This window comes from Microlunatus antarcticus, from assembly GCF_014193425.1.
Lineage (GTDB): Bacteria > Actinomycetota > Actinomycetes > Propionibacteriales > Propionibacteriaceae > Microlunatus > Microlunatus antarcticus.
The window spans coordinates 1-20,431 of the sequence record NZ_JACHZG010000002.1 but is presented as its reverse complement, the minus strand read 5'-3'; the positions used below and the strand labels follow the sequence as shown (position 1 = coordinate 20,431).

General features: G+C 69.1%; 13 protein-coding genes and 1 pseudogene. 11 read left to right on the top strand and 3 right to left on the bottom strand.

Annotation, left to right across the window (positions count from 1 at the left end; translation table 11 throughout):
* The first annotated feature begins 475 nt into the window (after positions 1-475).
* The 3 genes from rpoB to FHX39_RS17975 all read left to right on the top strand — a co-directional run bounded on the left by rpoB (position 476) and on the right by FHX39_RS17975 (position 8,488).
* Positions 476-3,964 carry a DNA-directed RNA polymerase subunit beta gene (gene rpoB, locus FHX39_RS17985; protein ID WP_183341773.1) on the top strand — a complete coding sequence of 1,163 codons (3,489 nt, stop codon included), beginning with the start codon at positions 476-478 and terminating at the stop codon, positions 3,962-3,964.
* A 114-nt stretch (positions 3,965-4,078) separates the two neighbouring features.
* A complete protein-coding gene (locus tag FHX39_RS17980) occupies positions 4,079-7,936 on the top strand; it encodes a DNA-directed RNA polymerase subunit beta' (protein WP_183341771.1) in 3,858 nt (1,285 codons plus the stop codon).
* 96 nt (positions 7,937-8,032) lie between these two features.
* Positions 8,033-8,488: a DUF1579 domain-containing protein gene (locus FHX39_RS17975; RefSeq protein ID WP_198424013.1), complete on the top strand. Its 456-nt coding sequence runs from the start codon at positions 8,033-8,035 to the stop codon at positions 8,486-8,488.
* 17 nt (positions 8,489-8,505) lie between these two features.
* Here FHX39_RS17975 and FHX39_RS17970 read toward each other — a convergent pair whose 3' ends face one another.
* Both FHX39_RS17970 and FHX39_RS17965 read right to left on the bottom strand, forming a co-directional pair.
* The gene (locus tag FHX39_RS17970) at positions 8,506-9,306 is read right to left on the bottom strand and encodes an ABC transporter permease (RefSeq protein WP_183341769.1); all 801 of its coding nucleotides are present in this window, start codon (positions 9,304-9,306) and stop codon (positions 8,506-8,508) included.
* A complete protein-coding gene (locus FHX39_RS17965; protein ID WP_183341767.1) occupies positions 9,303-10,289 on the bottom strand; it encodes an ATP-binding cassette domain-containing protein in 987 nt (328 codons plus the stop codon). The genes FHX39_RS17970 and FHX39_RS17965 overlap by 4 nt, the downstream gene beginning before the upstream one ends.
* A 159-nt stretch (positions 10,290-10,448) precedes the next feature.
* Between FHX39_RS17965 and FHX39_RS17960 the strand changes: the two genes are divergently transcribed.
* From FHX39_RS17960 to FHX39_RS17925, 8 genes are all read left to right on the top strand, one after another.
* Positions 10,449-11,132 (top strand): MOSC domain-containing protein, encoded by a 684-nt coding sequence (locus tag FHX39_RS17960; RefSeq protein WP_183341766.1) that lies wholly within the window; start codon positions 10,449-10,451, stop codon positions 11,130-11,132.
* A 269-nt stretch (positions 11,133-11,401) separates the two neighbouring features.
* Positions 11,402-11,773 carry a 30S ribosomal protein S12 gene (gene rpsL, locus FHX39_RS17955; RefSeq protein WP_091075652.1) on the top strand — a complete coding sequence of 124 codons (372 nt, stop codon included), beginning with the start codon at positions 11,402-11,404 and terminating at the stop codon, positions 11,771-11,773.
* A 1-nt stretch (position 11,774) separates the two neighbouring features.
* A complete protein-coding gene (gene rpsG / locus FHX39_RS17950) occupies positions 11,775-12,245 on the top strand; it encodes a 30S ribosomal protein S7 (RefSeq protein ID WP_183341764.1) in 471 nt (156 codons plus the stop codon).
* A gap of 119 nt (positions 12,246-12,364) precedes the next feature.
* Positions 12,365-14,458 (top strand): elongation factor G, encoded by a 2,094-nt coding sequence (gene fusA, locus FHX39_RS17945; protein ID WP_183341761.1) that lies wholly within the window; start codon positions 12,365-12,367, stop codon positions 14,456-14,458.
* Between the two features lie 164 nt (positions 14,459-14,622).
* On the top strand, positions 14,623-15,816 hold the full coding sequence (gene tuf, locus FHX39_RS17940) for an elongation factor Tu (protein WP_183341759.1): 1,194 nt from the start codon (positions 14,623-14,625) through the stop codon (positions 15,814-15,816).
* Between the two features lie 366 nt (positions 15,817-16,182).
* Positions 16,183-17,133 (top strand): PDDEXK family nuclease, encoded by a 951-nt coding sequence (locus tag FHX39_RS17935; protein ID WP_183341757.1) that lies wholly within the window; start codon positions 16,183-16,185, stop codon positions 17,131-17,133.
* A gap of 212 nt (positions 17,134-17,345) precedes the next feature.
* On the top strand, positions 17,346-18,872 hold the full coding sequence (locus FHX39_RS17930; protein WP_183341755.1) for an ABC transporter permease subunit: 1,527 nt from the start codon (positions 17,346-17,348) through the stop codon (positions 18,870-18,872).
* Positions 18,873-18,934: 62 nt separating this feature from the next.
* A complete protein-coding gene (locus tag FHX39_RS17925) occupies positions 18,935-19,678 on the top strand; it encodes an amino acid ABC transporter ATP-binding protein (protein WP_183341974.1) in 744 nt (247 codons plus the stop codon).
* A gap of 72 nt (positions 19,679-19,750) precedes the next feature.
* Here the strand turns inward: FHX39_RS17925 and FHX39_RS17920 are convergent.
* A pseudogene (locus FHX39_RS17920) lies at positions 19,751-20,431 on the bottom strand (malto-oligosyltrehalose synthase); the annotation flags it as partial.

The following is a 20,431-nucleotide window of genomic DNA, read 5'->3' as shown; positions in this document are numbered from 1 at the left end:
ATCCGCGTCTTCGGACCGGTGCGCGCGTACGGCTCCATCTGGGCCGGCTTCGACGGCGTCTTCAGACCGGTGCGGGCGGACGTCGTCGACTGGACCGGCTCGGTCGGCGTCTTCAGACCGGTGTGGTCGTACACGGTGAGGGGGCGGAGGAGGGCGCAGCGCCTCCCGCGCCCGACTAGAATTCGTTGCGAGGCAGCATTTTTCTCGTGCGCGGACCGCTCCGACACCGCACCGCGTGTTTTCGCGGCGCTCCTTGTCAGGCCGTCCCCGACAGGTATGCTCTTGCCCGAGCCGCGCAGGATTTGTGTGGTTCGGCTTGGCCTGCTCCCGTGACCTTGACTTGTCCGGTCTGAGCGGCTAACCTCGGGGTTTGCCCTCGCCATCTCCTTCGACCCGGTTCGGTTTGACTCGGGTCCGTTGGCATGCGCGCGAGGGCGTATCGCTCATACCGAGAGCACTCGGAAGGACATAGCAGTTGGCCGCCTCGCGCAACGCCTCGAAGAACCTGATCAACCCGGTCATCTCGACCACAGGCCGGATCTCGTTTGCGAAGATCGCCGAACCCATGGAAGTCCCCGACCTGCTGGACCTGCAGGTCGACTCGTTCGACTGGCTCGTCGGGAACGGTGACTGGCGCGCGCGCGTCGACGCCGCCCTGGGCGAGGGTCGTACCGACATCAACACCAAGTCCGGCCTGGAGGAGATCTTCGAGGAGATCTCCCCGATCGAGGACTTCAGCGGCACCATGTCGCTGTCCTTCCGCGACCACCGCTTCGAGCCGCCGAAGAACTCCGTCGACGAGTGCAAGGAGCGCGACGTCACGTACGCCGCGCCGCTCTTCGTGACCGCCGAGTTCATGAACAACGAGACCGGCGAGATCAAGAGCCAGACCGTCTTCATGGGCGACTTCCCGCTGATGACGGACAAGGGCACCTTCGTCATCAACGGCACCGAGCGCGTCGTGGTCTCCCAGCTCGTCCGCTCGCCGGGCGTCTACTTCGAGCAGACGACCGACAAGACCTCGGACAAGGACATCTTCACCTGCAAGATGATCCCGAGCCGTGGTGCGTGGCTCGAGTTCGAGATCGACAAGCGCGACATGGTCGGCGTCCGGCTCGACCGCAAGCGCAAGCAGAACGTCACCGTGCTGCTCAAGGCGCTCGGCTGGACCGACGCGCAGATCCTCGAGGAGTTCGGCCAGTACGAGTCGATGCGGCTCACCCTGGAGAAGGACCACGTCACCACCCAGGACGAGGCGCTGCTCGACATCTACCGCAAGCTGCGCCCCGGCGAGCCGCCGACCCGTGAGGCCGCGCAGGCGCTGCTGGAGAACTACTACTTCAACCCGAAGCGCTACGACCTCGCCAAGGTCGGCCGGTACAAGATCAACAAGAAGCTGGGCCTCGACGCGCCGTTCGACACCCAGGTGCTGCGGACCGAGGACATCGTCGCCGCGATCCGCTACATCGTCGCGCTGCACGACGGCAAGGAGGAGCTCGACAGCCCCCGTGGCGAGCTCCTGGTCGAAGAGGACGACATCGACCACTTCGGCAACCGCCGCCTGCGCACCGTGGGCGAGCTGATCCAGAACCAGCTGCGCACCGGCCTCGGCCGCATGGAGCGCGTGGTCCGCGACCGGATGACGACCCAGGACGTCGAGGCCATCACGCCGCAGACCCTGATCAACATCCGGCCGGTCGTCGCGGCGCTGAAGGAGTTCTTCGGCACCAGCCAGCTGAGCCAGTTCATGGACCAGACCAACCCGGTCGCCGGCCTGACGCACAAGCGGCGTCTGAACGCCCTCGGCCCGGGTGGTCTGTCCCGTGACCGCGCCGGCATGGAGGTCCGTGACGTCCACCCGTCGCACTACGGCCGCATGTGCCCGATCGAGACGCCGGAGGGCCCGAACATCGGCCTCATCGGCTCGCTCGCGAGCTTCGCCCGGGTGAACGCGTTCGGGTTCGTCGAGACGCCGTACCGCAAGGTCGTCGAGGGTCAGGTCACCGACCAGATCGACTACCTGACCGCCGACGTCGAGGACCGCTACACGATCGCCCAGGCGAACGCGAAGCTCGACGAGAACAACCACTTCGCCGAGGAGCGCGTGCTCGCGCGCCGACGCAAGGCCGACCCGGACACGGTCCCGGCCAACGACATCCAGTACATGGACGTCTCGCCGCGCCAGATGGTCTCGGTCGCCACCGCGATGATCCCGTTCCTCGAGCACGACGACGCGTCGCGTGCCCTGATGGGCGCGAACATGCAGCGCCAGGCCGTGCCGCTGCTCCGCTCCGAGGCCCCGTTCGTGGGCACCGGCATGGAGTACCGCGGGGCCGTCGACGCCGGTGACGTCACCGTGGCCAAGAACGCCGGGGTCATCACCTCGGTCTCGGCCGACCTCATCGAGATCGCCGAGGACGAGGGCACGTACACCACGTACCGGCTCTCGAAGTTCAAGCGCTCCAACCAGGGCACCTGCATCAACCAGCGGCCGCTCGTGGCCGAGGGTCAGCGGGTCGAGAAGGGGTCGCCGCTCGCCGACGGTCCCTGCACCGACAACGCCGAGATGGCGCTCGGGCGCAACATGCTCGTCGCGTTCATGCCCTGGGAGGGTCACAACTACGAGGACGCGATCATCCTCAGCCAGCGCGTCGTCCAGGACGACCTGCTGACCTCGATCCACATCGAGGAGCACGAGGTCGACGCGCGTGACACCAAGCTCGGGGCGGAGGAGATCACCCGCGACATCCCCAACGTCAGCGAGGAGATGCTCGCCGACCTGGACGAGCGCGGGATCATCCGCATCGGCGCCGAGGTCTCGACCGGCGACATCCTCGTCGGCAAGGTCACGCCCAAGGGCGAGACCGAGCTGACCCCGGAGGAGCGGCTGCTCCGGGCGATCTTCGGCGAGAAGGCGCGCGAGGTGCGCGACACCTCGCTCAAGGTGCCCCACGGCGAGTCCGGCACCGTCATCGGCGTCCGGGTCTTCGACCGCGACTCCGACGACGAGCTGGCCCCCGGGGTTAACCAGCTGGTGCGCGTGTACGTGGCGCAGAAGCGCAAGGTCCAGGACGGCGACAAGCTCGCCGGCCGGCACGGCAACAAGGGCGTCATCTCCAAGATCCTGCCGATCGAGGACATGCCGTTCATGGAGGACGGGACCCCGGTCGACATCGTGCTCAACCCGCTCGGCGTGCCGAGCCGGATGAACATCGGCCAGGTCCTGGAGACCCACCTCGGCTGGCTCGGCAAGACCGGCTGGGACGTCACGGGCGTCGACGGCGAGTGGGCCGAGCGCCTGCGCGACGTCGGCATCGGGCAGGTTCCTCACGACACCCGCCTCGCGACCCCGGTCTTCGACGGGGCCACCGAGGAGGAGATCACGGGCCTGCTCAGCCACACGCTCCCCAGCCGCGACGGCAACCGCCTCGTGGACGGCGACGGCAAGTCCCGGCTCTTCGACGGCCGCTCCGGCGAGCCGTTCCCCGAGCCGGTCGGTGTCGGCTACATCTACATGCTGAAGCTGCACCACCTGGTGGACGACAAGATCCACGCCCGCTCGACCGGTCCGTACTCGATGATCACGCAGCAGCCGCTGGGTGGTAAGGCGCAGTTCGGTGGCCAGCGGTTCGGCGAGATGGAGGTCTGGGCGCTCGAGGCGTACGGGGCCGCCTGGGCTCTGCAGGAGCTCCTGACCATCAAGTCGGACGACGTCCCCGGCCGCGTGAAGGTGTACGAGGCGATCGTCAAGGGCGAGAACATCCCCGAGCCCGGGATCCCGGAGTCGTTCAAGGTGCTCGTGAAGGAGATGAAGTCCCTCTGCCTGAACGTGGAGGTGCTCTCCTCCGACGGCACCGAGGTCGAGCTCCGCGACTCCGAGGACGACTACCGCAGCAGCGAGGACTTCGGGATCGACCTGTCCCGCCGTCCCGGTGAGGGCTTCGGCGCTGTCGAAGAGGTCTGAGGTCGACGCCCGCCGGCGGGCCCGGGGAACGTTCCCCGGGCCTGTCGGCGGGCCCGACCCAGTCGCACACCACCTGAGATCCATGCGCGTAACGAAAGATAGAGAGACAACAACGTGCTCGATGTGAACTTCTTCGACGAGATCCGTATCGGCCTCGCCACCGCCGACGAGATCCGTCAGTGGTCGCACGGCGAGGTGAAGAAGCCCGAGACCATCAACTACCGCACGCTCAAGCCCGAGCGCGACGGTCTGTTCTGCGAGAAGATCTTCGGTCCCACCCGGGACTGGGAGTGCTACTGCGGCAAGTACAAGCGGGTCCGCTTCAAGGGCATCATCTGCGAGCGCTGCGGCGTCGAGGTGACCCGGAGCAAGGTGCGTCGCGAGCGGATGGGCCACATCGAGCTCGCCGCTCCCGTGACCCACATCTGGTACTTCAAGGGCGTCCCGTCGCGCCTCGGCTACCTGCTCGACATCGCCCCGAAGGACCTCGAGAAGGTCATCTACTTCGCGGCGTACATGATCACGTCCGTCGACGCCGACTCGCGCCACCGCGACCTGTCCTCGCTCGAGGGCAAGATCGACGTCGAGCGCAAGCAGCTCGAGGGTCGCCGGGACTCCGACATCGAGAACCGGATGAAGAAGCTCGAGGAGGACACCGCCGCGCTCGAGGCCGAGGGCGCCAAGTCCGACGCCAAGCGCAAGGTCCGCGAGGGTGCCGAGCGTGAGGTCAAGCAGCTGCGCGACCGTTCGCAGCGCGAGCTCGACCGCCTTGACGCCGTCTGGTCGCGGTTCAAGAACCTCAAGGTCCAGGACCTCGAGGGCGACGAGATCCTCTACCGCGAGATGAAGAACCGCTTCGGCCGCTACTTCGAGGGCTCGATGGGCGCCGACGCGATCCAGAAGCGCCTCGACACCTTCGACCTCGAGGCCGAGGCCGTCGAGCTGCGCGACACGATCGTGACCGGCAAGGGCCAGCGCAAGACCCGTGCCCTCAAGCGGCTCAAGGTCGTCTCCGCGTTCCTGTCGACCAAGAACAGCCCGACCTGCATGGTGCTGGACGCCGTCCCGGTCATCCCGCCGGACCTGCGCCCGATGGTGCAGCTCGACGGTGGCCGTTTCGCGACGTCCGACCTGAACGACCTGTACCGCCGTGTGATCAACCGGAACAACCGCCTCAAGCGGCTGCTCGACCTCGGCGCGCCCGAGATCATCGTCAACAACGAGAAGCGGATGCTCCAGGAGGCCGTCGACTCGCTGTTCGACAACGGCCGTCGTGGACGTCCGGTCACCGGCCCGGGCAACCGGCCGCTGAAGTCGATCTCCGACATGCTCAAGGGCAAGCAGGGCCGGTTCCGTCAGAACCTGCTCGGCAAGCGCGTCGACTACTCCGGCCGTTCGGTCATCGTCGTCGGCCCGCAGCTCAAGCTGCACCAGTGCGGCCTGCCCAAGGCGATGGCGCTGGAGCTGTTCAAGCCCTTCGTCATGAAGCGGCTCGACGACCTCAACCACGCGCAGAACATCAAGTCCGCCAAGCGCATGGTCGAGCGTCAGCGTCCCGTCGTCTGGGACGTGCTCGAAGAGGTCATCACCGAGCACCCGGTCCTGCTGAACCGGGCGCCGACCCTGCACCGCCTCGGCATCCAGGCCTTCGAGCCCCAGCTGATCGAGGGCAAGGCCATCCAGATCCACCCGCTCGTCTGCACCGCGTTCAACGCGGACTTCGACGGTGACCAGATGGCCGTGCACCTGCCGCTGTCGGCCGAGGCGCAGGCCGAGGCCCGGATCCTGATGCTGTCGACCAACAACATCCTCAAGCCGGCCGACGGCCGGCCGGTGACCATGCCCACCCAGGACATGATCATCGGGATGTACTACCTGACGATGCAGAACGACGGCGTCGCGGGCGAGGGTCGGGCCTTCGGCTCCGTGCCCGAGGCGATCATGGCCTTCGACCGGGGCGAGCTCAGCGTCCAGGCGAAGATCAAGCTGCGGCTGACCGGCATCGTGCCGCCGGCGGGCTTCGAGCTCAACGAGCGTGGCGGGATCACGCTCGAGACCACCCTGGGTCGGGCCCTCTTCAACGAGGCCCTGCCGACGGACTACCCCTTCACCGACTACGAGGTCGGCAAGAAGCAGCTCGGCCAGATCGTCAACGACCTGGCGGAGCGGTACCCGAAGGTCCAGGTGGCCAACTGCCTCGACGCCCTGAAGGACCTCGGTTTCCACTGGGCCACGCGCTCCGGGGTGACCGTGTCCATCGGCGACGTCGAGACGCCGCCGAACAAGGCGGAGCTGCTGGCCGGCTACGAGGACCGGGCGAGCAAGATCGACCGTCAGTACGAGCGCGGTCTGATCACCGAGGACGAGCGTCGCCAGGAGCTCATCGAGATCTGGACCGACGCGACCTCGCGGCTCGGTGCGGCGATGGAGGCCAACTTCTCCAAGACCAACCCGATCTACATGATGGTCCACTCCGGTGCCCGCGGGAACATGGTGCAGATGCGCCAGATCGCCGCCATGCGTGGCCTGGTGGTGAACCCGAAGGGCGAGATCATCGCCCGCCCGATCAAGTCGAACTTCCGTGAGGGCCTGTCGGTCCTGGAGTACTTCATCTCCACCCACGGTGGTCGAAAGGGTCAGGCGGACACCGCCCTGCGTACGGCCGACTCGGGCTACCTGACGCGTCGTCTGGTGGACGTGAGCCAGGACGTCATCGTCCGCGAGGAGGACTGCGGCACCGAGCGCGGCCTGACCAAGGTCATCGGTCAGAAGGGTGACGACGGGGTCGTCGTCCTGGACGGCGACGTGGAGGCCGCGGTCTACGCCCGCACGCTCGCCACCGACGTCCTGGACGCGGACGGCAACGTCCTGCTCCCGGCCGGGGTCGACCTGGGCGACGTCAACATCGGCATCCTGGTCGGGCACGGCGTGACCAAGGTGCGGGTGCGCAGCGTCCTGACGTGCGAGGCCGTGACCGGCACGTGCGCCATGTGCTACGGCCGTTCGCTCGCGACGGGCAAGATCGTCGACGTGGGCGAGGCCGTCGGCATCGTCGCCGCGCAGTCGATCGGCGAGCCCGGCACGCAGCTCACGATGCGTACCTTCCACACCGGTGGTGTGGCGGGTGACGACATCACGCAGGGTCTGCCGCGTGTCGTCGAGCTGTTCGAGGCGCGTCAGCCCAAGGGCAAGGCGCCGATCTCGGAGGCCGCCGGTCGCGTGAGCGTCGAGGACGCGGACCGTTCGCGCAAGGTCGTCGTCACCCCTGACGACGGCTCCGAGCCGGCCGAGTTCGTGGTGAGCCGTCGTTCGCGGCTGCTCGTCGAGGACGGCGACCACGTCGAGGTGGGCCAGCAGCTCACCGCCGGCACCCCGGACCCGCAGGACGTCCTGCGGATCCTCGGTGTCCGTCGGGTGCAGGAGCACCTGGTGGACGAGGTCCAGCAGGTCTACCGGACCCAGGGCGCGCCGATCCACGACAAGCACATCGAGATCATCATCCGGCAGATGCTCCGCCGGGTGACGGTCATCGAGTCGGGCGACTCCAACCTGCTCACGGGTGACCTGGTCGATCGTCGCGCGTACGAGGCGGCGAACCGTCAGGTCGTCTCCGAGGGCGGCACGCCGGCCTCGGGTCGTCCCGTGCTGATGGGGATCACCAAGGCGTCGCTGGCCACCGACTCGTGGCTCTCGGCCGCCTCCTTCCAGGAGACGACCAAGGTGCTCACCGACGCGGCCATCAACGGCAAGTCCGACAGCCTCCTGGGGCTGAAGGAGAACGTCATCCTCGGCAAGCTGATCCCGGCCGGCACCGGCCTGGACCGCTACCGCAACATCCGGGTCGAGGCCACGGAGGAGGCGAAGGCGCAGGCGTACTCGATGGTCGGGTACGACACCTTCGACTACGACTTCGGCCAGGCCTCGGGTGCGGCGGTCCCGCTCGAGGAGTTCGACCTGGGCGACTATCGCTAGTCGGTACGTCTCCACCGCAAGAGACCGCGAAGGGCGGGTCCGGCTTCGGCCGGGCCCGCCCTTCGGGCGTTCCACGACCTGGCTAGCGTGGTGCGCGTGATCCTCGGCGAACGGTTCTGGGACCTGCTCGGGAACTGGTCCGGGGTCGAGGAGCAGTCGGCCTCGCCCTGGGCGCCCGCCGCGCGGACGCGGGCCGCGCTGACCTTCAAGCTGGACCTGGGCGGCACCGTCGTCGTCCAGGACTACCGCCAGGTCCGCGACGACGGGGCTGAGTTCCTGGCGCACGGGGTGTTCCTGGGTGACGCCGGCGCGGTCGACGACGCCGGCGTCCGGTGGTGGCTCTTCGACTCGTTCGGGAACGCGCCCGAGCCCGGTCGCGGGCGCTGGGCCGGCGGGGCGCTGGAGCTGGTCCGGGCGACGCCGCGGGGGAGCGCGCACCACCGCTTCGAGCTCGACGGCGGCCGGCTCGCGTACGCGATCGACGTCGCGCTGGGCGACCAGGAGGCGGTCCCCTTCCTCCGCGGGCGCTACGAGCGCGTCAGCGGCCACTGAGCGCCCGCAGGAGCGAGTCAGCGGCTGGCGGCCCGGCGGTACTGCACGTTCGTCAGCGGGACGAACACGGCGAGGATGATGACGACCCAGATCAGGGTGTAGAGCACCGGGTGCTGCAGCGGCCACAGGTCGCTCGGGGCCACCAGGGCCGTGTTGCCGAACAGCTCCCGCGCGGCCTGGGTGATCGCGGAGACCGGGTTCCAGGCCGCGAACGTCTCCAGGGGGCCGGGCAACGACTCGAGCGGCACGAACGTGTTGGCCAGGAACGTCAGCGGGAAGATCACGATGAACGACGCCTGGTTGAGCACCTCGACGCTCGGGATCAGCAGACCGACGTACGCCATCACCCAGGAGATCGCGTACGCGAACAGGAGCAGCAGGAGGTAGCCGCCCGCGGCCTCCACCACGGAGGTCCGGATCCGCCAGCCGACCAGCAGCCCGGTCAGCGACATCACGACGAGCACGATCACGTTGTTCAGGACGTCGGAGAGGGTCCGCCCGGTGAGCACCGCGGACGGGGCCATCGGCAGCGACCGGAAGCGGTCGATGATGCCCTTCTGCACGTCGTCGGCCAGGCCGGCGCCGGTCGTCGTCGCGCCGAAGATCACCGTCTGCGCGAAGATCCCGGCCATCAGGAACTCGCGGTACTGCTGCGGGTCACCGCCGGCGATCGCGCCGCCGAAGACGTACGCGAACAGCAGCACGAACATGATCGGCGAGAGCGTGGTGAACACCAGCAGCTCGGGCACCCGGCGGATCTTGATGAGGTTGCGCTTGGCGACGATCAGCCCGTCGGTCAGCGTGGTCGCGGCGCTCATGCCCTCGTCTCCTTCGTCTTGGCCTTCGGCTTCCCGGCCGGCTCGTCGCTGGGGTGGCCGGTGAGCGTCAGGAACACCTCGTCCAGCGTCGGCCGGCGGAGCCCCACGTCCTCCAGCCCGACGCCCGCGTCGGCGAGCCGTCGGAGCGCCTCGGCCAGCGCCCCGGCACCGCCCGACACCGGCACGACCAGCGAGCGCGACGACCGGTCGACGGTCGGCTCGCCGGAGGCCAGCCCGGCGAGCGCGGCGCGGGCGGGCTCGAGCTGGTCGCGGTCGAGCACGGTGAGCTCGACGCGCTCGCCGCCGATCATCGACTTCAGCTCGCTCGAGGTGCCCCGCGCGATGACCCGGCCGTGGTCGATCACCACGATGTCGTCGGCGAGGCGGTCGGCCTCCTCGAGGTACTGGGTGGTGAGGAGCAGGGTCGTCCCGCCCGCCACCAGCGAGGCGATCACCTCCCACATGTCGAGGCGGGCCTTCGGGTCCAGCCCGGTCGTCGGCTCGTCGAGGAAGATGACCTCGGGGTCGGCCACGAGCGCGCCCGCGAGGTCGAGGCGTCGGCGCATGCCGCCCGAGTAGGTCTTCGCGGGCCGGTTGGCCGCGTCGCCCAGCCCGAACTGCTCCAGCAGCTCCCTCGCCCGCTCACGGCTCCGGCGCCGCCCCAGGTGGTAGAGCCGCCCGACCATCTCGAGGTTCTCGTAGCCCGTCAGGTACTCGTCGACGGCGGCGTACTGGCCGGACAGCCCGATCCGGCTCCGGACCCCGGCGGGGTCGGCGACGACGTCGACCCCGGCGACCCGCGCCGAGCCCGAGTCCGGGACCAGGAGGGTCGTGAGCACGCGCACCGTGGTCGTCTTGCCCGCCCCGTTCGGCCCGAGCAGGCCGAGGACCGTGCCCCGCGGCACCGCCAGGTCCACGCCGGCCAGCGCCACCACGTCCTTGTAGCGCTTGGTGAGCCCCTGCGCCTCGATCGCCAGCTCCATGGCCATGACGGTAACGACTCCCTCTGACAGGTCTCCGGCCTCGGGTGGCCGGGTCGAGGTGCTGACCGACGACCTGCCCCGAACTCATCGGGGCAGGTCGTCGGGCGACGCGTCCCCGGGACGACCCTCCCCGTAACGCGGGAGCACTACTGTGGCGCCGTGCCCCAGGTGCAGTCGGTCAACGTCGGTGCGGCCGCCGAGAAGGCGTACGCGAAGGTCAAGCTCACCGGGATCGACAAGCGCGCCGCCGACGGGCCCGTGGAGGTCCGGGCTCCCGGCCCGAAGCGCGGGTCCAGCGGCGTCGCGGGCGACTACATCGGCGACGCCCGGCACCACGGCGGCGACCGTCAGGCCGTGTACGCGTTCCAGCGCGAGGACCTCGACCGGTGGCAGCGCGAGCTGAGCCGCCACCTGCCGAACGGCTGCTTCGGCGAGAACCTCACCACGGTCGGGATCGATCTCGCCGAGGTCCTGGTGGGGGAGCGGTGGACGGTGGGCGACCCCGAGGACGGCGACGTCCTCGAGCTCGAGGTGACGGACCCCCGGGTCCCGTGCCGGACGTTCTCGGGCTTCCTCGAGGAGCGCGGCTGGGTCAAGCGCTTCACCCTCGACGCCCGCCCCGGCACCTACCTCTCCGTCGTCCGGGCGGGGACGGTCCGCGCTGGCGACGAGATCCGGCGCTCGTTCGTCCCGGACCACGAGGTCACGATCGGCCTGCTCTTCCGGGCGACGACCACGCAGCGCGAGCTGCTGCCCCGGCTGCTCGGGGCGCGGCAGTACCTGGACGCGGAGACCGTGTCGCTCGTCGAGCGCAACGCCACCGTCGTCCTCGACGACGCCTGAGCGCCCTCCGCGGGCCCTCCGGCCGGAGGCGTCGGGAGTCGTCCTTTTGACCCCCTTGCCCCGGCAACGTAATCTGATTCCTTGTGTGTTCGGGCGTGCCCGACCTCTTGCGCGAGCTCTGTGTCTGCGACTCCCGTTCCGAAGGCCCGATGAGGGTCTCCCGGAGCGGTCGAGCAGGGCAGGTGGTCGCACACCTGCAGCAGCGACAAGGGTTCGCTGGTGCGCGAGGAGCACAGACCACTTCGCTGGACAGAAAGAGAATTGACGCGGTGCCCACCATTCAGCAGCTCGTCCGCAAGGGCCGGCAGGACAAGGTCTCCAAGACCAAGACGCCGGCCCTCAAGGGTTCGCCCCAGCGCCGGGGCGTGTGCACCCGGGTGTACACGACGACCCCGAAGAAGCCGAACTCGGCGCTTCGGAAGGTCGCCCGTGTCCGGCTGAGCTCCGGGGTCGAGGTCACCGCCTACATCCCCGGCGTCGGCCACAACCTGCAGGAGCACTCGATGGTGCTCGTGCGCGGCGGCCGTGTGAAGGACCTCCCCGGCGTCCGCTACAAGATCATCCGCGGCACGCTCGACACCCAGGGCGTCAAGAACCGCAAGCAGGCGCGCAGCCGCTACGGCGCCAAGAAGGAGAAGTAACATGCCCCGCAAGGGTCCCGCCCCGAAGCGGCCGCTCCCGGCCGACCCGGTCTACGGCTCCCCGCTGGTCAGCCAGCTGGTGAGCAAGATCCTGCTCGACGGCAAGAAGACCGTCGCGCAGGGCATCGTCTACACCGCCATGGAAGGCACCCGTACCAAGACGGGTATCGACCCGGTGCAGACCCTCAAGCGCGCCCTGGACAATGTCCGCCCGGCGCTGGAGGTCAAGAGCCGCCGTGTCGGTGGCGCGACCTACCAGGTGCCGATCGAGGTCAAGCCGGCCCGCGCCACGACGCTGGCCATGCGCTGGCTCGTCAGCTTCTCCCGCGCCCGTCGCGAGAAGACGATGGCGGAGCGCCTCATGAACGAGATCCTCGACGCCTCGAACGGTCTGGGTGCCGCGGTCAAGCGCCGCGAGGACACCCACAAGATGGCCGAGGCCAACAAGGCGTTCGCGCACTACCGCTGGTAGTCGCTGGTCGTCCGTACGTCCTTCACCTTCGTGGTGGCGGGAATCAGCAGCGCATCCGCGTTGCTGATTCCTGCGTATCCACGGCACACGAGCACACGAGAGGTTGAGTAGCCACCTTCATGGCTGTCGACATCAAGACCGACCTGTCCAAGGTCCGCAACATCGGGATCATGGCGCACATCGACGCGGGCAAGACCACGACGACCGAGCGCATCCTCTTCTACACCGGCATCAACTACAAGATCGGCGAGGTCCACGAGGGCGCCGCCACGATGGACTGGATGGAGCAGGAGCAGGAGCGCGGCATCACCATCACGTCCGCCGCGACGACCTGCCACTGGCACGACCACCAGATCAACATCATCGACACCCCGGGCCACGTCGACTTCACGGTCGAGGTCGAGCGCTCGCTGCGCGTCCTCGACGGTGCCGTCGCCGTCTTCGACGGTGTCGCCGGCGTCGAGCCGCAGAGCCAGACCGTCTGGCGTCAGGCCGACCGCTACGGCGTCCCGCGCATCTGCTTCGTCAACAAGCTGGACCGCACCGGCGCCAACTTCGACTTCTGCGTCTCCACGATCAAGCAGCGGCTGAACGCGGTTCCCGCGGTCCTGCAGCTGCCGATCGGCTCCGAGGGCGGGTTCCTCGGCGTCGTCGACCTCGTCACCATGAAGGCGCTGACCTGGCGTGGCGAGACCACGATCGGTGAGGACTACGCGGTCGAGGACATCCCGGCCGACATGGTCGACGCCGCCGACGAGGCGCGTCGCGAGCTCGTCGAGCTGGTCTCCGACCACGACGACGCGCTGGCCGAGGCCTACCTCGAGGACGCCGTCACGCCCGAGCTGCTCCAGGCCGCGATCCGTCGCGGCGTGCTGGCGGCCCGGTTCACCGCCGTGCTCTGCGGCAGCGCCTTCAAGAACAAGGGCGTCCAGCCCCTGCTCGACGCGGTCATCGCCTACCTGCCGTCGCCCCTCGACGTCCCGGCCATCAACGGGTTCAAGCCCGGCGACGAGTCGGTCGTCATCGAGCGCCACCCGGACTCGACCGACCCCTTCTCCGCGCTCGCGTTCAAGATCGCGGCCGACCCGCACCTGGGTCGCCTCACCTACATCCGGCTCTACTCGGGCAAGCTCGAGGCCGGTTCGACGGTGCTGAACACGATCAAGGGCCGCAAGGAGCGGATCGGCAAGATCTACCAGATGCACGCGAACAAGCGTGAGGAGATCGCGTCGGTCGGCGCCGGGCAGATCGTGGCCGTGATGGGTCTGAAGGACACCACCACCGGCGACACCCTGTCCGACATCGCCAACCCGGTGCAGCTGGAGTCGATGGACTTCCCGGCGCCGGTCATCGAGCAGGCGATCGAGCCCAAGACGAAGTCCGACCAGGAGAAGCTCGGCACCGCCATCCAGCGGCTCGCCGAGGAGGACCCGACCTTCCGCGTCCACACGGACGAGGAGACCGGTCAGACGATCATCGCGGGCATGGGCGAGCTGCACCTCGAGGTGCTGATCGACCGCATGAAGCGTGAGTTCCGCGTCGAGGCCAACATCGGCAAGCCGCAGGTGGCCTACCGCGAGACCCTGCGCAAGGCGGTCTCCAAGGTCGAGTACACCCACAAGAAGCAGTCGGGTGGCTCGGGTCAGTACGCCCGCGTGATCATCAGCCTGGAGCCGCAGGAGGCGGGCTCGGGGTACGAGTTCGTCAACGCGGTCACCGGTGGTCGCATCCCCCGCGAGTACATCCCCGCGGTGGACGAGGGCATCCAGGACGCCATGCAGTTCGGCGTGCTGGCGGGCTACTCGGTCGAGGACATCAAGGTGACCCTGACCGACGGCGCGTACCACGACGTCGACTCCTCGGAGCTGGCGTTCAAGATCGCCGGCTCGATGGTCTTCAAGGAGGCCGCCCGCCGGGCCGACCCCGCGCTGCTCGAGCCCGTGATGGCCGTCGAGGTCACCACGCCCGAGGACTACCTCGGCACGGTCATCGGCGACCTGAACGCTCGTCGCGGTCAGATCCAGTCGATGGACGACATGCACGGCAACAAGGTGGTCGCCGCCCTGGTGCCGCTGTCGGAGATGTTCGGCTACGTCGGAGACCTGCGGTCGAAGACGTCCGGGCAGGCCTCGTACTCGATGGAGTTCAACTCCTACGCCGAGACGCCGAAGTCGATCTCCGACGAGATCATCCAGAAGGCCCGCGGCGAGTGACCCGCGGCGTCCAGCAGTGGACGCCTCCCGCTCCGTACGTCTCGGTTTGACCTGAGACGTACGGGCGGGAAAACTTCATAGCCGGGTCACGTCCGGCAACCAGTCCGTAACCCCAGAGATAGCGCTGCGCGAACGCGTGGCGACCACCAGAAGGAGCCCCAGCAGTGGCCAAGGCCAAGTTCGAGCGGACCAAGCCGCACGTCAACATCGGGACCATCGGGCACATCGACCACGGCAAGACCACGCTGACCGCGGCGATCACGAAGGTGCTGCACGACAAGTACCCGACCCTGAACCAGGCGTCGGCGTTCGACCAGATCGACAAGGCGCCCGAAGAGCGTCAGCGCGGCATCACGATCTCGATCGCGCACGTCGAGTACCAGACCGAGGCGCGTCACTACGCGCACGTCGACTGCCCCGGTCACGCCGACTACATCAAGAACATGATCACCGGTGCGGCCCAGATGGACGGCGCGATCCTCGTGGTCGCCGCCACCGACGGTCCGATGCCGCAGACCCGTGAGCACGTGCTGCTCGCCCGTCAGGTCGGCGTGCCGGCCATCGTCGTGGCGCTCAACAAGTGCGACATGGTCGACGACGAGGAGATCCTGGAGCTCGTCGAGCTCGAGGTCCGTGAGCTGCTGAGCGAGTACGACTACGACGGCGACGACATCCCTGTCGTCAAGGTCGCGGCGTTCCCGGCCCTGAACGGCGACGCCAAGTGGGGCGAGTCGATCATGGAGCTCATGGCGGCCGTCGACACCGCGATCCCGCAGCCGGTCCGCGAGATCGACAAGCCGTTCCTCATGCCCGTCGAGGACGTCTTCACGATCACCGGTCGTGGCACCGTCATCACCGGCCGTATCGAGCGTGGCGTCGTCAAGGTCAACGAGACCGTCGACATCATCGGCATCCGCACCACGAAGCAGACCACGACGGTCACCGGCGTGGAGATGTTCCGCAAGCTGCTCGACGAGGGCCAGGCGGGCGAGAACGTCGGCCTCCTGCTCCGCGGCACCAAGCGCGAGGACGTCGAGCGCGGCATGGTCGTCATCAAGCCGGGCACCACGACCCCGCACACGGACTTCGAGGCGCGCGTCTACATCCTGTCGAAGGAGGAGGGCGGCCGTCACACGCCGTTCTTCAACAACTACCGCCCGCAGTTCTACTTCCGCACCACCGACGTCACCGGTGTGGTGAACCTCCCCGAGGGCACCGACATGGTGATGCCGGGTGACAACACCGACATGAGCGTTCAGCTGATCCAGCCGATCGCCATGGAGGAGGAGCTGAAGTTCGCCATCCGTGAGGGTGGCCGTACGGTCGGCGCCGGTCGCGTCACCAAGATCCTCAAGTGATCTGACCTAGCTCCATCAGCAAGGCCCCGGGCTTCGGCCCGGGGCCTTGCTGCGTTCTGGGAGGTTCTCTGCCGCTCCCGTCGTCGTCTTCAGACCGGTGCGGCGACCTTGAACCTCGCGGGCCTCGCGAAATCGCGTCTTCAGACCGGTGCCGACTCAGGGTGCAAGTACGGCCGCTCAGAGCTTCGTCTTCAGACCGGTGCGGGGTCGTTCGGCATCACAGGACGACCCCGTACGACCTCTCCAGACCACGGCAGAGGCAGACCCGGGAGCAATCCGTCTCCCGTCTGCTCGTCGGTGTTGTCCGTCCGCCCGAGGCCTGTGGATCGCGGGCTGGGGCCGTCCACGAAGCCCTTGACTACCGGGATGCGCCTTCAACGGGACGAGCCGTTCGACGACAGCCGGCCGTTCACCCGCGCTGACGCACGGGCGGCCGGGCTACCGCTCGACGAGCTGCTCACCCGGCGATACCGCCGCCTCTTCTACGACGTGCACCTGCGAGCCGGAGCCCGTCCGACCCTGAGGGTCCGCGCCCAGGCGGCGGTCGGGCTGAATGCCCTAGGCACGTACGCCAGCCACGCGACCTCCGTCGAGTTGTGGGGTGGGGTCGCCCCGGAGCCCGGGCCCGTCCACGTCAGCGTGCCCGACGGCCAGCCGCGCTCCGAGCGTCGAGGTATCTGTGCGCACCGCTCGGTACCCCGGCCCGACGTCCGTCTGAGCAAGGGCGTACGTGTCTCGGCCCCGGGTCAGGCGCTGCTCGAGATGGCAGCCGATGGCGTCGACCTCGTCGATCTGGTGATCGCGGCCGACAGCCTGCTGCGCGCCGAGGCGCTCGACCTCGACGAGCTGCACGAGGCGGCCCAGCACTGGCGGGGTCGCGGTTCCCGCGTGGGCCGGCGGGCGGTCAGCCTGGCGCGGGTCGGCGTCGACTCGCCGATGGAGACCCGGCTCCGTCTCCTGATCGTCCTGGCGGGCCTGCCCGAGCCCGAGGTCGACCACCGGCTGCGCGACGAGGTCGGCACGGTCCTGATGCGGTTCGACCTGTCCTACCCGGCGCTGAAGCTGCTGATCGAGTACGACGGTCGTCAGCACGCCGAGGACGAGACGCAGTGGAAGAGCGACGTACGGCGCCGGGAGACGCTCGACGGGCTGGGGCTCCGGCTGCTGGCCGTGCTCAAGGACGGCATCTACCAGCGGCCGCTCGAGACCCTGGACCGCGTGGCCGGCGCGCTGCGCGAACGAGGCGTGCGCGTACGACGCTCGTACCGCCCGGAGTGGGAGCGCTACTTCCCAGGGCGCTCCAGCGACCGGACCTAGGGTCCGCACCGGTCTGAAGACGTGGCGCCGATGTCTCCGTCGGGGTCGCAGGTGTCCGCACCGGTCTGAAGACGCGAACAGACGAGCCAACGACGGAGCAAAACCTCCGCACCGGTCTGAAGACGCACCAGGAGCCGGAGCGCCGACGGACGACGCCGTGCCGCTGAGGCCGGGTCGCGTAAGGTCGGCATTCCCGGTCGCCGGACTCGGGAATGGTCGTGCTGCAGGAGGTCGTCATCAGACGCGTCGTCGGGGTGCTGGTCGCCCTCGTGCTGCTGCTCCTGGGCACCGCGTGCTCGAGAGGGTCAGACAGTTCAGCGCCCGCGCCCGACACGACGCTCGGCAAGGTCCAGGCTGCCGGGGTGCTGCGGGTCGGGACCGAGGGGACGTACGCGCCCTTCACCTATCACGACCCCACCAACAACCAGCTGACCGGCTACGACGTCGAGGTCATCACCGCGGTCGCGGCCAAGATGGGCCTGCGGACCGAGTTCGTCGAGGCGCCGTTCGACTCGATCTTCGCGAGCCTGCAGTCCGACCGCTTCGACCTCGTCGCCAACCAGGTCACCAAGAACGCTCAGCGTGACGCCACGTACGCGCTCTCGGCGCCGTACACCGTCTCCGACGGCGTCATCGTCACGCGGACCGACGACGACTCGATCACGAGCCTCGCCGACCTGAAGGGCAAGACGACCGCGCAGAGCTCCACGAGCAACTGGGCCCAGGTGGCCAAGGACGCGGGCGCCAAGGTGGAGGCCGTCGAGGGCTTCACCCAGGCCGTCACGCTCGTCAAGCAGAAGCGCGTCGACGCCACGGTCAACGACAACCTCGCCGTGGCCGAGTACAGCAAGACCACCGGCGACACTACGGTCAAGATCGCGGCCAAGACCGGTGACACCAGCGAGCAGGTCTTCGCGATGCGGCAGGCCGACACGACCCTGCGGGACGCGGTCAACACCGCGCTCGGCCAGGTGCGGGCGGACGGCCAGCTGACCTCGATCTCGGAGAAGTACTTCGGCCAGGACGTCAGCCAGGGCGAGGCGTCCCCGGAGCAGGCGGGCACGGCCGTCGTCCAGCAGTCGACGTGGGACCTGGTCCGCGACTCGGCCGGCCCCATGGCGATCGCCGCCCTCAACCGGACCATCCCGCTCACCGCGATCAGCTTCGTCGTCGGGCTCGCGATCGCCCTCGTGATCGCCCTGATGCGGCTGTCGAAGGTCGGCGTCGTCTCGCAGGTCGCGCGCTTCTACGTCTCGGTCATCCGCGGCACGCCGCTGCTCGTCCAGCTGTTCCTGATCTTCTACGGGCTGCCCGCCATCGGGCTGACCTTCAACCCGTTCACGGCCGCGATCATCGCGTTCAGCCTCAACGTCGGCGGCTACGCGGCCGAGATCATCCGGGCCGCCATCCTCTCGGTCCCCCGCGGGCAGTGGGAGGCGGCCGAGACCATCGGCATGGGGTACGCGACCACGCTGCGGCGCATCGTCCTGCCGCAGGCCGCGCGCACGGCCGTCCCGCCGCTGTCGAACACGCTCATCTCGCTGGTCAAGGACACCTCGCTGGCCTCGGTGGTCCTGGTCACCGAGCTCCTGCGGGTCGCCCAGGTGGCGGCCGCGCCGACCTTCAAGTTCTTCGCGCTGTACGGCGTCGCCGCGGCGTACTACTGGGTGATCTGCCTGGTGCTGTCCTTCGTGCAGGGACGCCTCGAGCACCGGCTGGAGAGGTACGTGGCGCGATGACCGAGCCGCACGACGAGAGCCGCGACGAGCCCCGGGGCCCAGCCCCGCAGGGCGGTCCGCCGCTGCTCGAGGTGACCGGCCTGGCCAAGGCCTTCGACGGCGTCGAGGTGCTGCGCGACGTCGAGTTCGCCGTGCAGCCCGGGTCGGTGACCGTGCTCATCGGCCCGTCCGGCTCGGGCAAGACGACGGTGCTGCGCTGCCTGAACGCGCTCGAGACCGCCGACGCGGGGCTCGTCCGCATCGGGGACGTGAGCGTCGACTACTCCACTCGGCCGGGCAAGCGGGCCCTGTCGAAGCTGCGGGCGCAGAGCGCGATGGTCTTCCAGGCGCACAACCTCTTCCCGCACCTCACCGTCCTGCGGAACATCACCGAGGGCCCCGTCGTCGTGCAGGGCCGCCCGCAGGAGGAGGCCGACGCCGAGGCGCGCGCCCTGCTGGAGAGCGTGGGTCTGGCCGGCAAGGCCGAGCAGCACCCGTACCAGCTCTCGGGCGGTCAGCAGCAGCGCGTCGGGATCGCCCGGGCGCTCGCCCTGGACCCCCAGCTCCTGCTCTTCGACGAGCCCACCTCGGCGCTCGACCCCGAGCTGGTGGGGGAGGTGCTCGCCGTCATGAAGGACCTCGCCGTCCAGGGCCGCACGATGGTCGTCGTCACCCACGAGATGCGCTTCGCCCAGTCGGTGTCGGACCAGGTGCTCTTCATGGACGGCGGGGTGGTCGTCGAGCGTGGCGAGCCGGCCGCGGTCCTGACCGATCCCCGCGAGGCGCGGACGCGCACGTTCCTGCACCGGGTCCTCGACCCCATCTGAGACGGGTCGAGCTCACAGCGCGGCCCAGCTCGCCGTGGGCCGCGGTGAGCGGCCCACGGCGTCGGGAGTGCGTCAGGCCTGCAGCAGCAGCGCCACCGGGTAGCGGTCCAGCACGTCGGCGACCTCGACCGTGCCCGCGAACACGCGCCCGGTGAGGACGTCGACGCTCGCCCGGGGCAGCTCGACGGTCGCACCGCCCCAGCCGTGGCCGGCGAGCCCCACCGAGAGCCGGGTGGCCAGCGTGACCGCCCCGCCCCGGTCGAAGGCGACCAGGTGGTTGGTGTGCTGCCCGCTCGCCGGAACGGTCGCGTAGCCGGTGAACAGCTCCGGCCGGTCCCGCCGGGCCTGCAGCGCGTGCCGCGTCACCCACAGCTTCGCCCGGCCGGACGCGTCGACCGGGGGAGGACCGTCGAGCCCCGCCAGCAGGGTGCGGTGCTGCGCGAAGTCCACCGGTCGCCGGTTGTCCGGGTCGACGAGCGAGTCCTCCCACAGCTCCGTGCCCTGGTAGACGTCGGGCACCCCGGGCATGGTGATCTGCACCAGCTTCTGGCCGAGCGCGTTCGACCAGCCGTGGGGCGTCACGAAGGCGACCAGCTCGTCCCACGCGCCGCGCAGGTCGCGGTCGTCGTACGCCCGGTCGACCGCCGCGTGCACGGCCGACTCGTACGCCTCGTCCGGGTCGACGTAGCCGGTGTGCTGGGCGGCCTCCCGCATGGCCTTCTCGGCGTACGCGTGCGCCCGCTCGCGCTCGAC

Coding starts and splice junctions, on each gene's coding strand:
- FHX39_RS17965 (WP_183341767.1), bottom strand. CDS start 10,289: ATGGAGCTGGCGATCGAGGCGCAGGGGCTCACCAAGCGCTACAAGGAC.
- FHX39_RS17935 (WP_183341757.1), top strand. CDS start 16,183: ATGCGCCTTCAACGGGACGAGCCGTTCGACGACAGCCGGCCGTTCACC.
- FHX39_RS17930 (WP_183341755.1), top strand. CDS start 17,346: ATGGTCGTGCTGCAGGAGGTCGTCATCAGACGCGTCGTCGGGGTGCTG.
- FHX39_RS17970 (WP_183341769.1), bottom strand. CDS start 9,306: ATGAGCGCCGCGACCACGCTGACCGACGGGCTGATCGTCGCCAAGCGC.
- fusA (WP_183341761.1), top strand. CDS start 12,365: ATGGCTGTCGACATCAAGACCGACCTGTCCAAGGTCCGCAACATCGGG.
- rpsG (WP_183341764.1), top strand. CDS start 11,775: ATGCCCCGCAAGGGTCCCGCCCCGAAGCGGCCGCTCCCGGCCGACCCG.